Source organism: Cohaesibacter intestini, assembly GCF_003324485.1.
Taxonomy (GTDB): Bacteria; Pseudomonadota; Alphaproteobacteria; order Rhizobiales; family Cohaesibacteraceae; genus Cohaesibacter; species Cohaesibacter intestini.
In genome coordinates this window covers 179762-192025 of sequence record NZ_QODK01000002.1, presented here as the reverse complement: position 1 = coordinate 192025, position 12264 = coordinate 179762, and the positions used below count along the sequence as shown (strand labels likewise).

The following is a 12264-nucleotide window of genomic DNA, read 5'->3' as shown; positions in this document are numbered from 1 at the left end:
GTTAGCTGGGGGAGTATAGGTTATGTTGCGTGGTGTTGATCATGTTGTCGTGGCGGTTCGGGATCTGGAGGCCGCTTGCGCGCTGTATCGCTCCCTCGGTTTTACCATTACGCCTACGGCCTATCATCCGTTCGGGACCAAAAATGCCCTTGTCCAGCTGGATGGGGCCTTCATTGAGCTTCTGTCTGTGCATGACGAAAGCCTGATGCCTGAAGCGACGGAAGGGGATTTCTCCTTTGCCCGTTTCAACCAGACCTTTCTTGAAGACCGGGAAGGGGCCTCGATGCTGGTCCTGCGATCTGACAATGTGGATCGGGATCTGGCAATCTTTCAGGCGCTCAATCTGGAAACCTATCCGCAGTTTGATTTCGAGCGCGAAGCGGTCCAACCAGATGGATCGACAAAAACGGTCAGCTTCTCCAATGGCTTTTTGCATAATGCCTTGATGGACAATACGGGTTTCTTCATCTGCCATCACAAGCATGAGCCCGAGCATTTCTGGAAACCGGACTATCAGCAGCATGCCAATGGCGCACAGCGTCTTTGCTCCGTTGTTTTCAGCGCAGACAATCCATCCGATCATCATGAGTTTCTGGGTGGTTTTTCCGGTCAGAGGGAAATGCGTTCCACCAGTGCCGGTGTGGTGGTGGATACCGGCCATGGCGTGCTGGAAGTTTTGACGCCGCTGGCTGCCAAGACCTTCTATGGGCTCGATTTGCCACTTTCACTGGCTCAGGATGGCGGGATCGCTGCACTGATTATCTGTCTTGATCTGGCGCGCGCCAAAGCGGCGCTCGATGCTGCAAAGATACCCTACTTTGATTATGCCGGACATCTGGTCGTCCAGCCTGATGCCCTGTGTGGCTGTGGCCTGCTGCTGCGGCAGGCTTGACGATGCAGAAACATACAATAGCCCTATTGGACAGACACAGATGTTGCGGCTTCGGGCCGGCGCCCAGAGCACCCCAAAAACCTTCAACGAGATGAGATCATGACTGCACCCAACAAAGTTGTTTCAGCTGGCTCGGTCCAGTTTGGCAATCATCTGCCTTTGTCCGTATTGGCTGGCCCTTGCCAGATGGAAAGTCGCGAGCACGCGCTCGAAATGGCTGCAGCCCTGAAAGAGATTTCCGACAATCTGAATATTGGCATTGTCTACAAATCCTCCTTTGACAAGGCAAACCGGACGAGCCTGAATTCTCAAAGAGGCATCGGCCTTGAAAAGGCTTTGCCGATCTTCGCCGAGATCAAGGAAAAATATGGCCTGCCGGTGGTGACCGACATTCATGAGGCCGATCAGTGCCAGTCGGTTGCCGAAGTCGTTGACATCTTGCAGATCCCGGCCTTTTTGTGCCGTCAGACCGATCTACTGGTTTCTGCGGCCAAAACGGGGGCTGTCATCAATGTTAAGAAAGGTCAGTTTCTTGCACCATGGGATATGCGCAATGTGACTGCCAAAATAGTTGATAGTGGCAATGCCAACGTGATGCTGACAGATCGCGGCACCTCCTTTGGCTACAATACGCTGGTGACTGATATGCGCGGCCTGCCGATTATGGCTGAGACGGGTGCTCCGGTCATTTTTGATGCAACCCATTCGGTGCAGCAGCCGGGCGGACAGGGCAGCACCTCCGGCGGTCAGCGGGAGTTTGTCCCTGTGCTGGCCAGAGCAGCGGTTGCTGTTGGTGTGGCTGGGCTGTTTATTGAAACCCATGAAGATCCGGACAGGGCGCCAAGTGATGGTCCGAACATGGTTCCGATCAAGGAACTTGAAGGTTTGTTGCGCCAGTTGCAGCAATTTGATGCCTTGGCCAAAGCCTAAGGCTATTGAAATCGCGAAAGTCCGAAAAACCCTCATTGCTTTGCGGTGAGGGTTTTTCTTTGTCTTTTTCTGCTGCATTCCGGCATGGGTAAAAGGTGCGGCAGAAGAGCGCAGTTACGTATTTGTAATTACCAATTCGGTTGGATGTTTCTATTTAAGGGAAAGAAACATACGCGCAAACACCTACTTGCAATGACTGCCAACTATTGGGTGGTTTGAGCGTCACGGAATGTCATGTCGCTTCATGGCAAATGAAATGATCGGCGTGCGTGTGCCGCCAGTTTGAAGGGTGAGACCAAAATGAGCGAAGCTGCAACCTCCTCAAGTTCCATCAAAGTGTCCCTTTTTGTTCTTTTCGTGCTGGCCTTGCTGGTTGGCTGGGGCTTTGCGATTGCCACCTTCGGCTATCCGGCGATCATTCTGCCAGCCTTGAGCCTGACCGCCATATCTCTGGTCTCGCTGGTGCTCGTGACCCACGGTCGATAAAAACTCACTGATTGGATTCAGAAAGGCGCGTCCTTGGGGATGCGCCTTTTTTGTCGGGTCCGTGAGTGTCAGTCAGGCCGCGCGGTGCCGCGTGAGGCTTTCTGCCTCGTCATCCCATCGCCAATGGTCACTGGTGGTCAGTTCTGTGCCGCCCCACCAGCGATGCAGGCCGTTTTCTGACAGGAAGTCGGCCTTGCCAGCCAGAACGTCCTTGCCAAACTCGGTGATGTGGAGAGGCGAGGTGATGAACTCTTTGCGCTGTGGGCTGTCAGACAGGATCTGGGCCTTGAATTCCTGCGGCAGTCCGGTCAGGACCGGACGGGGGCAATATTGCAGGCCCGAAAGGATCTTGAAAAAGCTCATGTCGCCAAGGAAAATCGCTTCTTCCATATTCTGTACCTGTGCAAACAGCATGCCCGGGCGGGCGACGCCGCGATCAAGGCTGTAGAGAATCTGGCGCTCGGTACGAGACAGACCATCCGTGCCGGGCAGTTCCTGCAAGGCACGCAAAAAGGCCTGACCCATGAAGGGGAAGCCGGGGATCGGTTCCTGTCGGATTTTGTTGATCGCTTTGGGGCCAGCGTAAGCATAGGCGCGCCATGCGCGCGAGGCGAAGGCAAACATGCGGTCCAGCACCGGCAAGCCCAATTCCTCAAATCGACCAATATTGTCAGGGGTTTGCATGCCCAGATAGGTCGGAGCCTGAATGATGAAGACATTGTTGATCCGGCCAAAGCGGGACAGCATGTCGAGAATTTGCAGGATCTGCAGTTGGTCGTAGAGATCGTGCTCGAACCATAATTCAATCCGCTCGAAGCGGTTATGATCGCGCATCAGTGTCAGACGATCCTTGAAATCTTGCAGGATTTCTTTGGCCTGACTTTGGTCGTCTCCGGCAAGATACTTGCTGCGAATCAGCCCGAACAGATCGTCTTCGGCATCCGGGATCGGGCCTTCGTGCAAGACGTCACGCCATGGCAAAATGGTGTCTTCATAGCCAGCTTCGGCCAACAGGTCGGCGGCGCTGTCCCCATTGGTTATGATCAGTTTTGTCAAGGCTATCCCCATTTTTGCTGCAATGGATTGAATGATATGTGGCGCTCCAGAGGTCTTCAGATTGTGCCAATCGCCTCTGGTGGTTGGCTTTGGTTGCCTCTATCGTGCATTTTCTATGAGATCCGGTTCTAAGAGATCCGGTCCTAAGAGATCCGGGTAAGGATCAAGGCGATTCAAAACGCGCGCCCCTTTGTTTAATGTTGAAGCAGGTTTCCCCGGGAGGGTCAATGATCATTGCTGTGACAAACCGATTGGTTTTGCGCCGGTTCGAGCGGTCGGATGCATCCTTTCTTCTGGGGCTGCTGAATGAGCCGTCCTACCACGCCAATATTGGGGACAGGGGCATCAGAAGCGTTGCTGAGGCCGAGGACTATCTGCTGACCGTGTTGCAGCGTTCCTATCTGGAAAATGGCTTTGGACTCTATCTGGTTGAAACCCATGATGGCGTGCCCATTGGCATGAGCGGGTTGGTCAACAGGGAGGGACTAGAGGGGATTGATCTCGGCTATGCGTTGCTTCCATCCTTTTGGGGCAAAGGCTATGCGCGGGAAGCGTGTCTGGCGGTGATGCAGCATGCGCGGCAGGCCTGTGACCTGTCGGAATTGTTCGCCATCGTCTCAAGGCATAATGCCGCATCGGCCAAGCTGCTGTTGCGGTTGGATTTCGCCTTGATTGGGGATTTTCTTCATGTGGATTCCGGAGAGCGCCTTGATCTGTATCGTTGCAATCTTTTTCAAACCGATGAATAGAGGAGCGGTCTAGGGACTTGATTTGCCCAACTTTGTCCGGGTCGCATCGCTGAAAGCCGGTGCGACATACGATACAAACGGTCTACGACTAAAGCATAGTTTTGCACAGGTCGGACACGAAAAGGGCAAATGTTCGTTATGGGGCTGTCAAAATGCTCCTCTAGGCTCCGATTTGGCAAAAAAGATGCAATCTGCCCTAGGATTCTGTGACGATTTTCGATAGACAGCAAGCATCTGATTTCATTCAATCCATGCAAATTGAGGTATGAACATGACCGCAATTATCGACATCTTGGGTCGCGAGATCCTGGACAGCCGCGGCAACCCTACCGTTGAGGTGGACGTCGTTCTGGAAGACGGCTCTTTTGGCCGTGCAGCCGTTCCATCTGGCGCCTCCACCGGCGTGCACGAAGCGCACGAACTGCGTGACGGTGAAGAGCGTTATCTTGGCAAGGGTGTGACCAAGGCGGTCGAAGCTGTCAATGATGAAATCTTTGACGCTCTGGTTGGTCTCGATGCCGAGAACCAGATCCAGCTTGATCAGGTAATGATCGAACTCGACGGCACTGAAAACAAAGGTCGCATTGGCGCAAACGCCATTCTGGGTACCTCCATGGCTGTTGCCAAGGCTGCTGCTCAGGCTGCTGGCCTGCCGCTTTACCGCTATGTTGGTGGCATGAATGCTTGCACCCTGCCAGTTCCAATGATGAACATCATCAATGGCGGCGAGCATGCGGACAACCCGATCGACATTCAGGAATTCATGATCATGCCTGTGGGCGCTGACAGCATCGCTGAAGCCGTTCGCATGGGTGCCGAAGTATTCCACTCTCTGAAAAAAGGTCTGCAGAAAGCCGGTCACAACACTGCTGTTGGTGACGAAGGTGGTTTTGCTCCAAACCTTGAATCCACCGAAGCGGCGCTTGATTTCATCATGCAGTCCATCAAGGATGCTGGTTACACGCCGGGTGAAGACATCTATCTCGCTCTGGATTGTGCTTCTTCCGAATTCTACGAAGATGGCAAATACAATCTCAAAGGCGAAGGCACCGTGCTTGATTCCGCTGGCATGGCTGACTATCTCGCAGCTCTGGTTGCCAAGTACCCGATCATCTCCATCGAAGACGGCATGGACGAAGATGATTGGGAAGGCTGGAAACTGCTGACCGAGAAAATTGGCGATAAGTGCCAGCTGGTTGGCGACGATCTGTTCGTGACCAACTCTGCACGCCTGCGTGACGGCATTAAAATGGGTGTCGGCAACTCCATCCTCGTCAAAGTGAACCAGATTGGTTCCCTGACCGAGACTCTGGAAGCTGTCGAAATGGCTCATAAAGCCGGTTACACCGCTGTGATGTCTCACCGGTCCGGTGAAACCGAAGATGCGACCATCGCTGATCTTGCTGTTGCGACCAACTGCGGTCAGATCAAAACCGGTTCACTGTCTCGTTCCGACCGTTTGGCAAAATACAACCAGCTGATCCGCATTGAAGAAGAGCTTGGCCCAATGGCGAAATTCGCTGGCCGCTCGATCCTCAAAGGCTAATTGCTGGATTGAGCCGGGCCTTCGGGTTCAGCTGACAAGATTGAAACCGACGCATCCTGACGGGTGCGTCGGTTTTTTTGTGAATGCTTGCACTTCTGATGTTGGGCTTTTGGTGGTGACTACTTAAAATTGTATCAAGTTGTTTTGCCTTCAGGGGTGGCTACTTTTTTTATTGTTGTTGCGGTCAAGGCGGACCGCTGAAAGTTTATCTGGGGAAAGCGCAATGCGTAGTTTGAGATGTGAATTGGAATTGATTGAGGGAATTGGGCTGGTTGTCTTGTGGGTGGTGCTGTCTTTCATCACCTTCGGTTTGGCATTGTTTGTCATGCCCTATTATTTGAACAAGGCACCAATCAACCGAACATTCGTGGTTGATGAACATGGAAACAAAATCGGACGACTGTATGTCGATTTCACGCTTGCGCAAATTGTCGGGCATGCAGTGATTTGGTTGCTTTTGTCGATCGTAACCTTCGGGATTGCTTATATCGTCTATTGGTTCGCGGTTTTCCGCAAATTGCTCAATGCTTCGGTCATTCTGCCGATTGACGCACCAGTTTCTGTGTCCACACGTTAAGACAATCAGCCTGCCTGAACTGGAAGAGCCGTGTTCCCTTGAGGGCTCGTGGGTCTTGTTGGGCGGGCTTTTTTTTGTGTCTTATCCTTCGCTCATTTTGCGGAAGAGATAGGAAATCACTGTTTCAAAGAACATCCACACGATGCGGGCGAACAGGACATAGAGGGCAAAGGCAAGCTTGTCATCGATCTTCAACAGCTCATACCATTTGGCATAATTCATGATGAAGGGCTGTGTCTCCAGCCAGTCGACGGCCTGACGGGTGGAAAGGTGGACCTGCCGGTAGATATCTTCGCGATAAAGAAAGCAATAGATATAGAGCGCTGTGCCAAGAATGATGCCAATGGCCAAGCGCCAAGCGCCTGCCAGAGTTTGCTTCAATGCGACCCACAACAGCATGTCTTTCCCCTTTTTCGTCCCTTGGCGTGCCAAAGAGACCTTAGGCGAAGACAGGCGGGCTGTCAGGCCTTTTTACAGTCATTCCGGTCGATCCTGTTTAGAATTATCGAAATCAGCTCTGAGAGGGTGTCTCGGGCCGCCAGCGTTGCATTAGGTCGTCGACCGGGAGACCGCAAAGCGACAGCAGGCGCGCTGCATTCTGGCGGGCAAGTTCGGTGATGCTTTGTGGTTTGAGATAATAGGCGGGCAGGGGCGGGGCAATGATGCCGCCCATCTGGGTGACCATCTGCATGGCTTGCAGGTGGCCCAGATGCAGCGGGCTTTCGCGGACGGCCAAAACGAGCGTGCGGCGTTCTTTCAGCATCACATCGGCGGCACGGATCGACAGGCGGTCGGTCTGACTGTGCGCCACGGCTGACAGGCTGCGCACCGAACAGGGAACGATCAGCAGGGCGTCCAGCGGGTTGGAGCCGCTGGCGATGGAGGCAGTCAGGTCGCGATCATCATGGAGATGATCTGGCAGGCTTTCGAGCAGTGCCTGTTCATGTGACTCAAGCTCCAAAGAGGCGGTCTGACGGCCACCGTCGGTGAGGATGGCGTGGATCTGAAGCGTTGGATCTGTCTCTGCCAGCTGGCGCAGGAGCTTGAGGCTTTCAAGTGCCAGAACCGATCCGGATGCGCCAGAAACCACGATGCCGATTTTCTTTTTTGTGGGATTGGTCATGGCTGCCTCACTGTTTTTTCGCATGGATGGAGGCAAGCAGGTCATCGACCTTGGTGCAGATCTCGTCATCCATCCGCATCTCTGCCCCCCATTCGCGGTCAGTCTCGGTGCCGATCTTGTCGGTTGCGTCGATGCCGAGCTTGCCGGAAAGGCCTTCGCGGATTGAGGCGAAATCGAGATAGTCCATCGGGGTGTTGTCGATGGTCAACAGATCACGTGACGGGTCCGTCTTGGTGGCGACCGCCCACATGACGTCGGCCCAGTTGCGGGCATTGATGTGTTTGTCGACGATGATGATCAGTTTCGTCATGTTGAATTGCGGCAGCATGGACCACATGCCCATCATCACCCGACGGGCCTGTCCGGCATAGCGCTTGTCGATGGCGATGACGGCAATGCGATAGGAGGCGGCTTCGGGCGGCAGCCAGCAATCGGTGACCTCCGGGAAGGCCTGCTGGACCAGCGGCATGAAGACATCATTCATCGCTTCAGAAATAACCGAGGGTTCGTCCGGTGCGCGGCCGGTATAGGTCGACAGATAGACAGGTTCGTGGCGGCGAGTGACAGCGGTGACCGTCATCAGGGGGAAGGGTTCGACTGCATTATAATAGCCGGTATGATCGCCATAGGGGCCTTCGGGGCGGGTTTCGGTTGCCGAGACAGTGCCCTCGATGATGATTTCCGCATTGGCGGGCACCAGCAGCGGCTGGGTCTTGGCCCTGACCAATTGGGTTGGCTTGCCCCGGAACAAGCCGGAAAATTGTGCTTCGCTCAGCGTTTCGGGGATGGGTGTGACAGCGCCCATGATGGTCGCAGGGTCTGCGCCAATGGCGATGGCGATGGGCATGTCTTCGCCCTGTTGCTGCCATGAGCGGAAATGGGCGGCGCCACCGCGATTTTCCAGCCAGCGCACCAAAGCCTGATTGCGGCTGACTTGCTGCATGCGATAGACGCCCCAATTATAGTGTTTGATAGCGTCTGTCTGTTTGTCATTCGGACGGGTAATGACAATCGGCCAGGTGATCAGGGGGGCGGGTTCGCCGGGCCAGCAGGTCTGGATTGGTAAGCGATCAAGATTGATGGCGTCGCCCGTGTCGACCACTTCCTGCGAAAAGGCGGCGGACTGGATCTTGCCGCGCAGGCTGGTGGCGGCTTTGAGCAACGGTGAAATGGCTCCCAGCAATTCCGAGCGGGTCGGCGGCTGGGGTTGGCGCAGATAGGCCAGAAATTGTCCCAGCTCCAGCAAGGCATCCCTTTCGCAGCCCAAGGCCCATGCGACCCGTTCCACGGTGCCGAACAGATTGAGCAGGACAGGCATGTCGCTCGGTGCGCCATTGCTGCAGATGGGATGCTCCAGCAACAGGGCGGGGCCGTCCTGCTCCATGATCCGGCGCTGTAGCTGGGTGGCTTCCAGCTTCATGGAGACCGGTTCACTGATCCGCAGGAGTTGCCCTTTCTTCTCGCAAAAGCGCATGAAATCCCGCAAGTCGGTGAAGGCAGGGAGTGTGCGGCTGTAAAGAGGCATGATCGGGCCTTGTGATGAGGGACCGGGAAGTGGATGGATGTCGACCTTTCCGGCGGGATCGATAGAGGTGGCTGAGTAGAAGCAGCAAAGGACATTGTGAGCCAAAATGAGCGCTCTGTCTGGCATCGCATTGTTGATCGCATATTCCCATGACCAAGATCAAATGAAGGGGCGATGTGGTGGTCGGCTCACTTTGTCCTGATGAATGGGCAATGTTCCTAAGCTAATTTGTCTGGCTGTGCCGCTTTGATTCAGTTTTGTAAATCAATCGTTAACTGATTGAATTTATTAAGTTTTCATATACCAAAAATGTCTGCAATTCTGAGATTTGGACGGGAAATGAAAGCGTTTGTTAACGCTAGGAGGCGTAAAAAGAGACTGTATCGAGCAGAAAGGGTTTTGCGTACTGCTCGATAAGCCGATTAGTTAGGGTGTACGGCATGGCTACTCGCCAGAGACGAAATTCAGTGCTGCGTCAATTGATGCTGCCGATCAGCTTTCTGTTGATTCTTGCGTATTTTGTGTTTCACGCGTTGCATGGCGGGTATGGGGTTTATTCCCTGACGGCCATGAAGGCGCGTGCGGATGGACTGGAAGCTGATCTGCATGCCTTGCGGCTGGTGCGTGAATCGCGTGAGCATCGCATCGCGTTGTTTCGTCGTGAGACTCTCGATCCTGACATGATGGAAGAGCGGGCCCGTGCCAATATGAATGTCGCGCATCCTGATGAGATTGTCATTTTGACAAATTAACTTGAATTCGGTTTACGAAGTTCAGTTAACTGAAAATCAGTTAAAATAAAATTCCATAGAAATGTCAATAATATGAAGCGTTATTTTAGGTGCTTAATAGCGACTATGACGCAATTGCGGTGCGTGCATTTCTAAGTTATGGTGCGCTCAAGGAAACGCTTGAGGGAGCACCAGCATGGCAGCATCCGGAACAAGTGCCACCAAGAAGACGGTGGCCAAAGGGTCTCGTACCCAAGTTAATCGTACCATTGTTGAGTTTGATAAGGAACAGGAGCTTCACGCTTACCGTGAAATGCTGATGGTTCGCCGTTTTGAGGAAAAGGCTGGCCAGATGTATGGCATGGGGCTGATCGGCGGTTTCTGTCACCTTTATATCGGTCAGGAAGCGGTCGTTGTCGGCATGCAGATGGCCACCAAGGATGGCGATCAGGTTGTCACTTCCTATCGCGACCATGGCCACATGCTGGCCTGCGGAATGGATCCTAAAGGCGTAATGGCGGAGTTGACCGGACGCAAGGGTGGCTATTCCAAGGGCAAGGGCGGCTCGATGCACATGTTCAGCCGCGAGAAGAATTTCTTCGGCGGCCACGGCATCGTCGGTGCTCAGGTCTCTATCGGTACTGGTCTTGCCTTCAACAACTATTATCTTGGCAATGACAATGTCTCGCTGATCTATTTCGGTGATGGCGCGTCAAACCAGGGTCAGGTCTATGAGAGCTTCAATATGGCCAAGCTCTGGAACCTGCCAGCCATCTATATCATTGAAAACAACAAATATGGCATGGGGACCTCGGTTGAGCGGTCTTCTTCCAACACCGACCTTTCCCAGCGCGGTGCCTCTTTTGGTATTCCGGGTGAACAGGTTGACGGGATGGACGTGCGTGCTGTTCTTGCTGCCGCCGAGCGGGCTGTTGAATGGGCGCGCGAGGGCAAAGGGCCTTACATCCTTGAAATGTTGACCTATCGCTATCGCGGTCACTCCATGTCGGACCCGGCGAAATATCGCTCCAAGGAAGAAGTGCAGAAGATGCGCAACGACCATGATCCGATCGAGCAGGTGCGTGCGCGTCTGATTGATGCCGGGATGGCGACCGAGGACGAGCTGAAATCCATCGACAAGGATATTCGTGCGGTCGTTTCCGAAGCCGCCGAGTTTGCCCAGAACGATCCCGAGCCGGATGTGTCCGAGCTGTGGACCGATATTTACGTTGAAGGGTAAGAGGTAGAGATTATGCCAATCCAAGTTTTGATGCCAGCTCTGTCTCCAACCATGGAAGAGGGCAATCTGGCCAAGTGGCTCAAGAATGAAGGTGATGCGGTTGCCATTGGTGACGTGATTGCCGAAATCGAAACCGACAAGGCGACGATGGAAGTCGAAGCGGTTGAAGAAGGCACGCTCGGCAAGATCGTGGTGCCGGAAGGCTCGCAAGGGGTGAAGGTCAACAGCCTGATCGCCTTGATCCTCGAAGAGGGCGAAGACGAGTCTGCTCTCAATGATGCCGCTGTTGAAGCGCCTGCGGCGCCAGCTTCGCAAGAAGCCACGCCTGCGGAGAGCGTCCCTGCCGAAGCTGCCAAGCCAGCGCCAGTGACCGTGCCGGATGTCGAGGAAGAGCCAGAAGTGCCGGAAGGCACACCCATGAAAACCCAGACTGTACGCGAAGCATTGCGCGACGGCATGGCGGAAGAAATGCGCAAGGATGACCGTGTCTTTGTCATGGGTGAAGAAGTGGCGCAATATCAGGGTGCCTACAAAATTACCCAGGGCATGCTGGACGAATTTGGTCCGAAACGCGTGATTGATACACCGATCACCGAGCACGGCTTCACCGGTCTTGCAGCCGGGGCCGCGATGGCGGGTCTGCGTCCAATCGTTGAGTTCATGACCTTCAACTTCGCCCTGCAGGCGATGGACCACATCATCAACTCTTCTGCCAAGACGCTTTACATGTCCGGTGGCCAGATCACCAACCCGATTGTCTTCCGTGGTGCCAACGGGGCTGCTGCACGCGTCGGTGCCCAGCATAGTCAGGATTTCTCTGCATGGTATTCGTCCGTGCCCGGTCTGGTGGTTGTTCAGCCATACACCGCCGCTGACTATAAGGGTCTGATCAAGTCTGCCATCCAGTCCGACAGCCCGGTGGTCTTCCTCGAAAACGAGATCCTTTACGGTCACAGCTTCGATGTGCCGGATCTGGAAGATCACGCTGTGCCGCTCGGTAAAGCGCGCATTGCCCGCCGCGGCAATGACGTGACCATCATTTCCTTCGGGATCGGCATGACCTATGCGCTGGGTGCGGCTGAAGAGCTGGCCAAAGAAGGCATCGATGCTGAAGTGATCGATTTGCGGACCGTTCGTCCGCTGGACATGGACACGGTGCTGCGTTCCGTCATCAAGACCGGTCGCTGTGTGACCGTCGAGGAAGGCTGGCCGCAATGCTCGATTTCCTCGGAGCTTGGTTTCCGGATCATGGAACAGGCCTTCGACTATCTGGATGCACCGGTCGCGCGCGTCACGGGTAAAGACGTGCCAATGCCCTATGCTGCCAACCTCGAAAAGCTGGCCCTGCCAAGCATTGCCGAGGTGATTGATGCTGTCAAAGCCGTAACCTACGCCTGAGGGAGAGTGAT

13 protein-coding genes are annotated in these 12264 nt (G+C 54.3%); 9 read left to right on the top strand and 4 right to left on the bottom strand.

Annotated features, from left to right (window positions below):
• Positions 1 to 22: 22 nt before the first annotated feature.
• The 3 genes from DSD30_RS06405 (at position 23) to DSD30_RS06395 (ending at position 2308) form a co-directional block, all read left to right on the top strand.
• Positions 23 to 892: a VOC family protein gene (locus DSD30_RS06405; protein ID WP_114008806.1), complete on the top strand. Its 870-nt coding sequence runs from the start codon at positions 23 to 25 to the stop codon at positions 890 to 892.
• Positions 893 to 991: 99 nt separating this feature from the next.
• Complete coding sequence (kdsA, locus tag DSD30_RS06400; protein ID WP_114008805.1) at positions 992 to 1822, top strand: 3-deoxy-8-phosphooctulonate synthase; 831 nt, start codon at positions 992 to 994, stop codon at positions 1820 to 1822.
• 300 nt (positions 1823 to 2122) lie between these two features.
• Complete coding sequence (locus DSD30_RS06395; RefSeq protein ID WP_138147715.1) at positions 2123 to 2308, top strand: hypothetical protein; 186 nt, start codon at positions 2123 to 2125, stop codon at positions 2306 to 2308.
• A 72-nt stretch (positions 2309 to 2380) separates the two neighbouring features.
• Here the strand turns inward: DSD30_RS06395 and DSD30_RS06390 are convergent, their stop codons facing one another.
• The gene (locus DSD30_RS06390; protein WP_157967587.1) at positions 2381 to 3364 is read right to left on the bottom strand and encodes a DUF1835 domain-containing protein; all 984 of its coding nucleotides are present in this window, start codon (positions 3362 to 3364) and stop codon (positions 2381 to 2383) included.
• A 227-nt stretch (positions 3365 to 3591) separates the two neighbouring features.
• On the opposite strand from DSD30_RS06390, the gene DSD30_RS06385 reads away from it, so the two are divergent.
• The 3 genes from DSD30_RS06385 (at position 3592) to DSD30_RS06375 (ending at position 6236) form a co-directional block, all read left to right on the top strand.
• On the top strand, positions 3592 to 4113 hold the full coding sequence (locus DSD30_RS06385; protein WP_157967586.1) for a GNAT family N-acetyltransferase: 522 nt from the start codon (positions 3592 to 3594) through the stop codon (positions 4111 to 4113).
• 271 nt (positions 4114 to 4384) lie between these two features.
• Complete coding sequence (eno, locus tag DSD30_RS06380; RefSeq protein WP_114009636.1) at positions 4385 to 5659, top strand: phosphopyruvate hydratase; 1275 nt, start codon at positions 4385 to 4387, stop codon at positions 5657 to 5659.
• A 223-nt stretch (positions 5660 to 5882) separates the two neighbouring features.
• Positions 5883 to 6236: a DUF6693 family protein gene (locus DSD30_RS06375; RefSeq protein WP_157967585.1), complete on the top strand. Its 354-nt coding sequence runs from the start codon at positions 5883 to 5885 to the stop codon at positions 6234 to 6236.
• A gap of 81 nt (positions 6237 to 6317) precedes the next feature.
• Here the strand turns inward: DSD30_RS06375 and DSD30_RS06370 are convergent, their stop codons facing one another.
• The 3 genes from DSD30_RS06370 to DSD30_RS06360 form a co-directional block, all read right to left on the bottom strand.
• Positions 6318 to 6635: a hypothetical protein gene (locus DSD30_RS06370; protein ID WP_114008799.1), complete on the bottom strand. Its 318-nt coding sequence runs from the start codon at positions 6633 to 6635 to the stop codon at positions 6318 to 6320.
• A 112-nt stretch (positions 6636 to 6747) separates the two neighbouring features.
• Positions 6748 to 7359 (bottom strand): UbiX family flavin prenyltransferase, encoded by a 612-nt coding sequence (locus DSD30_RS06365; protein WP_157967584.1) that lies wholly within the window; start codon positions 7357 to 7359, stop codon positions 6748 to 6750.
• Positions 7360 to 7366: 7 nt separating this feature from the next.
• Entirely contained in the window at positions 7367 to 8884 is a 1518-nt protein-coding gene (locus DSD30_RS06360; RefSeq protein WP_114008796.1) for a UbiD family decarboxylase, read from the bottom strand.
• A gap of 440 nt (positions 8885 to 9324) precedes the next feature.
• Here DSD30_RS06360 and DSD30_RS06355 point away from each other — a divergent pair, with 440 nt between their 5' ends.
• From DSD30_RS06355 to DSD30_RS06345, 3 genes are all read left to right on the top strand, one after another.
• Entirely contained in the window at positions 9325 to 9636 is a 312-nt protein-coding gene (locus tag DSD30_RS06355; RefSeq protein ID WP_114008795.1) for an FtsB family cell division protein, read from the top strand.
• Between the two features lie 175 nt (positions 9637 to 9811).
• Positions 9812 to 10855 carry a pyruvate dehydrogenase (acetyl-transferring) E1 component subunit alpha gene (gene pdhA, locus DSD30_RS06350; RefSeq protein WP_114008793.1) on the top strand — a complete coding sequence of 348 codons (1044 nt, stop codon included), beginning with the start codon at positions 9812 to 9814 and terminating at the stop codon, positions 10853 to 10855.
• A gap of 12 nt (positions 10856 to 10867) precedes the next feature.
• Positions 10868 to 12253, top strand: coding sequence for a pyruvate dehydrogenase complex E1 component subunit beta (locus DSD30_RS06345; RefSeq protein ID WP_114008792.1), 1386 nt, complete (start codon positions 10868 to 10870; stop codon positions 12251 to 12253).
• Positions 12254 to 12264 lie beyond the last annotated feature (11 nt).

Excerpts from the sequence above, each read along its gene's own strand:
- DSD30_RS06405 (WP_114008806.1), top strand. The coding sequence starts at position 23 with ATGTTGCGTGGTGTTGATCATGTTGTCGTGGCGGTTCGGGATCTGGAG.
- kdsA (WP_114008805.1), top strand. The coding sequence starts at position 992 with ATGACTGCACCCAACAAAGTTGTTTCAGCTGGCTCGGTCCAGTTTGGC.
- DSD30_RS06395 (WP_138147715.1), top strand. The coding sequence starts at position 2,123 with ATGAGCGAAGCTGCAACCTCCTCAAGTTCCATCAAAGTGTCCCTTTTT.
- DSD30_RS06385 (WP_157967586.1), top strand. The coding sequence starts at position 3,592 with ATGATCATTGCTGTGACAAACCGATTGGTTTTGCGCCGGTTCGAGCGG.
- eno (WP_114009636.1), top strand. The coding sequence starts at position 4,385 with ATGACCGCAATTATCGACATCTTGGGTCGCGAGATCCTGGACAGCCGC.
- DSD30_RS06375 (WP_157967585.1), top strand. The coding sequence starts at position 5,883 with ATGCGTAGTTTGAGATGTGAATTGGAATTGATTGAGGGAATTGGGCTG.
- DSD30_RS06370 (WP_114008799.1), bottom strand. The coding sequence starts at position 6,635 with ATGCTGTTGTGGGTCGCATTGAAGCAAACTCTGGCAGGCGCTTGGCGC.
- DSD30_RS06365 (WP_157967584.1), bottom strand. The coding sequence starts at position 7,359 with ATGACCAATCCCACAAAAAAGAAAATCGGCATCGTGGTTTCTGGCGCA.
- DSD30_RS06360 (WP_114008796.1), bottom strand. The coding sequence starts at position 8,884 with ATGCCTCTTTACAGCCGCACACTCCCTGCCTTCACCGACTTGCGGGAT.
- DSD30_RS06355 (WP_114008795.1), top strand. The coding sequence starts at position 9,325 with ATGGCTACTCGCCAGAGACGAAATTCAGTGCTGCGTCAATTGATGCTG.
- pdhA (WP_114008793.1), top strand. The coding sequence starts at position 9,812 with ATGGCAGCATCCGGAACAAGTGCCACCAAGAAGACGGTGGCCAAAGGG.
- DSD30_RS06345 (WP_114008792.1), top strand. The coding sequence starts at position 10,868 with ATGCCAATCCAAGTTTTGATGCCAGCTCTGTCTCCAACCATGGAAGAG.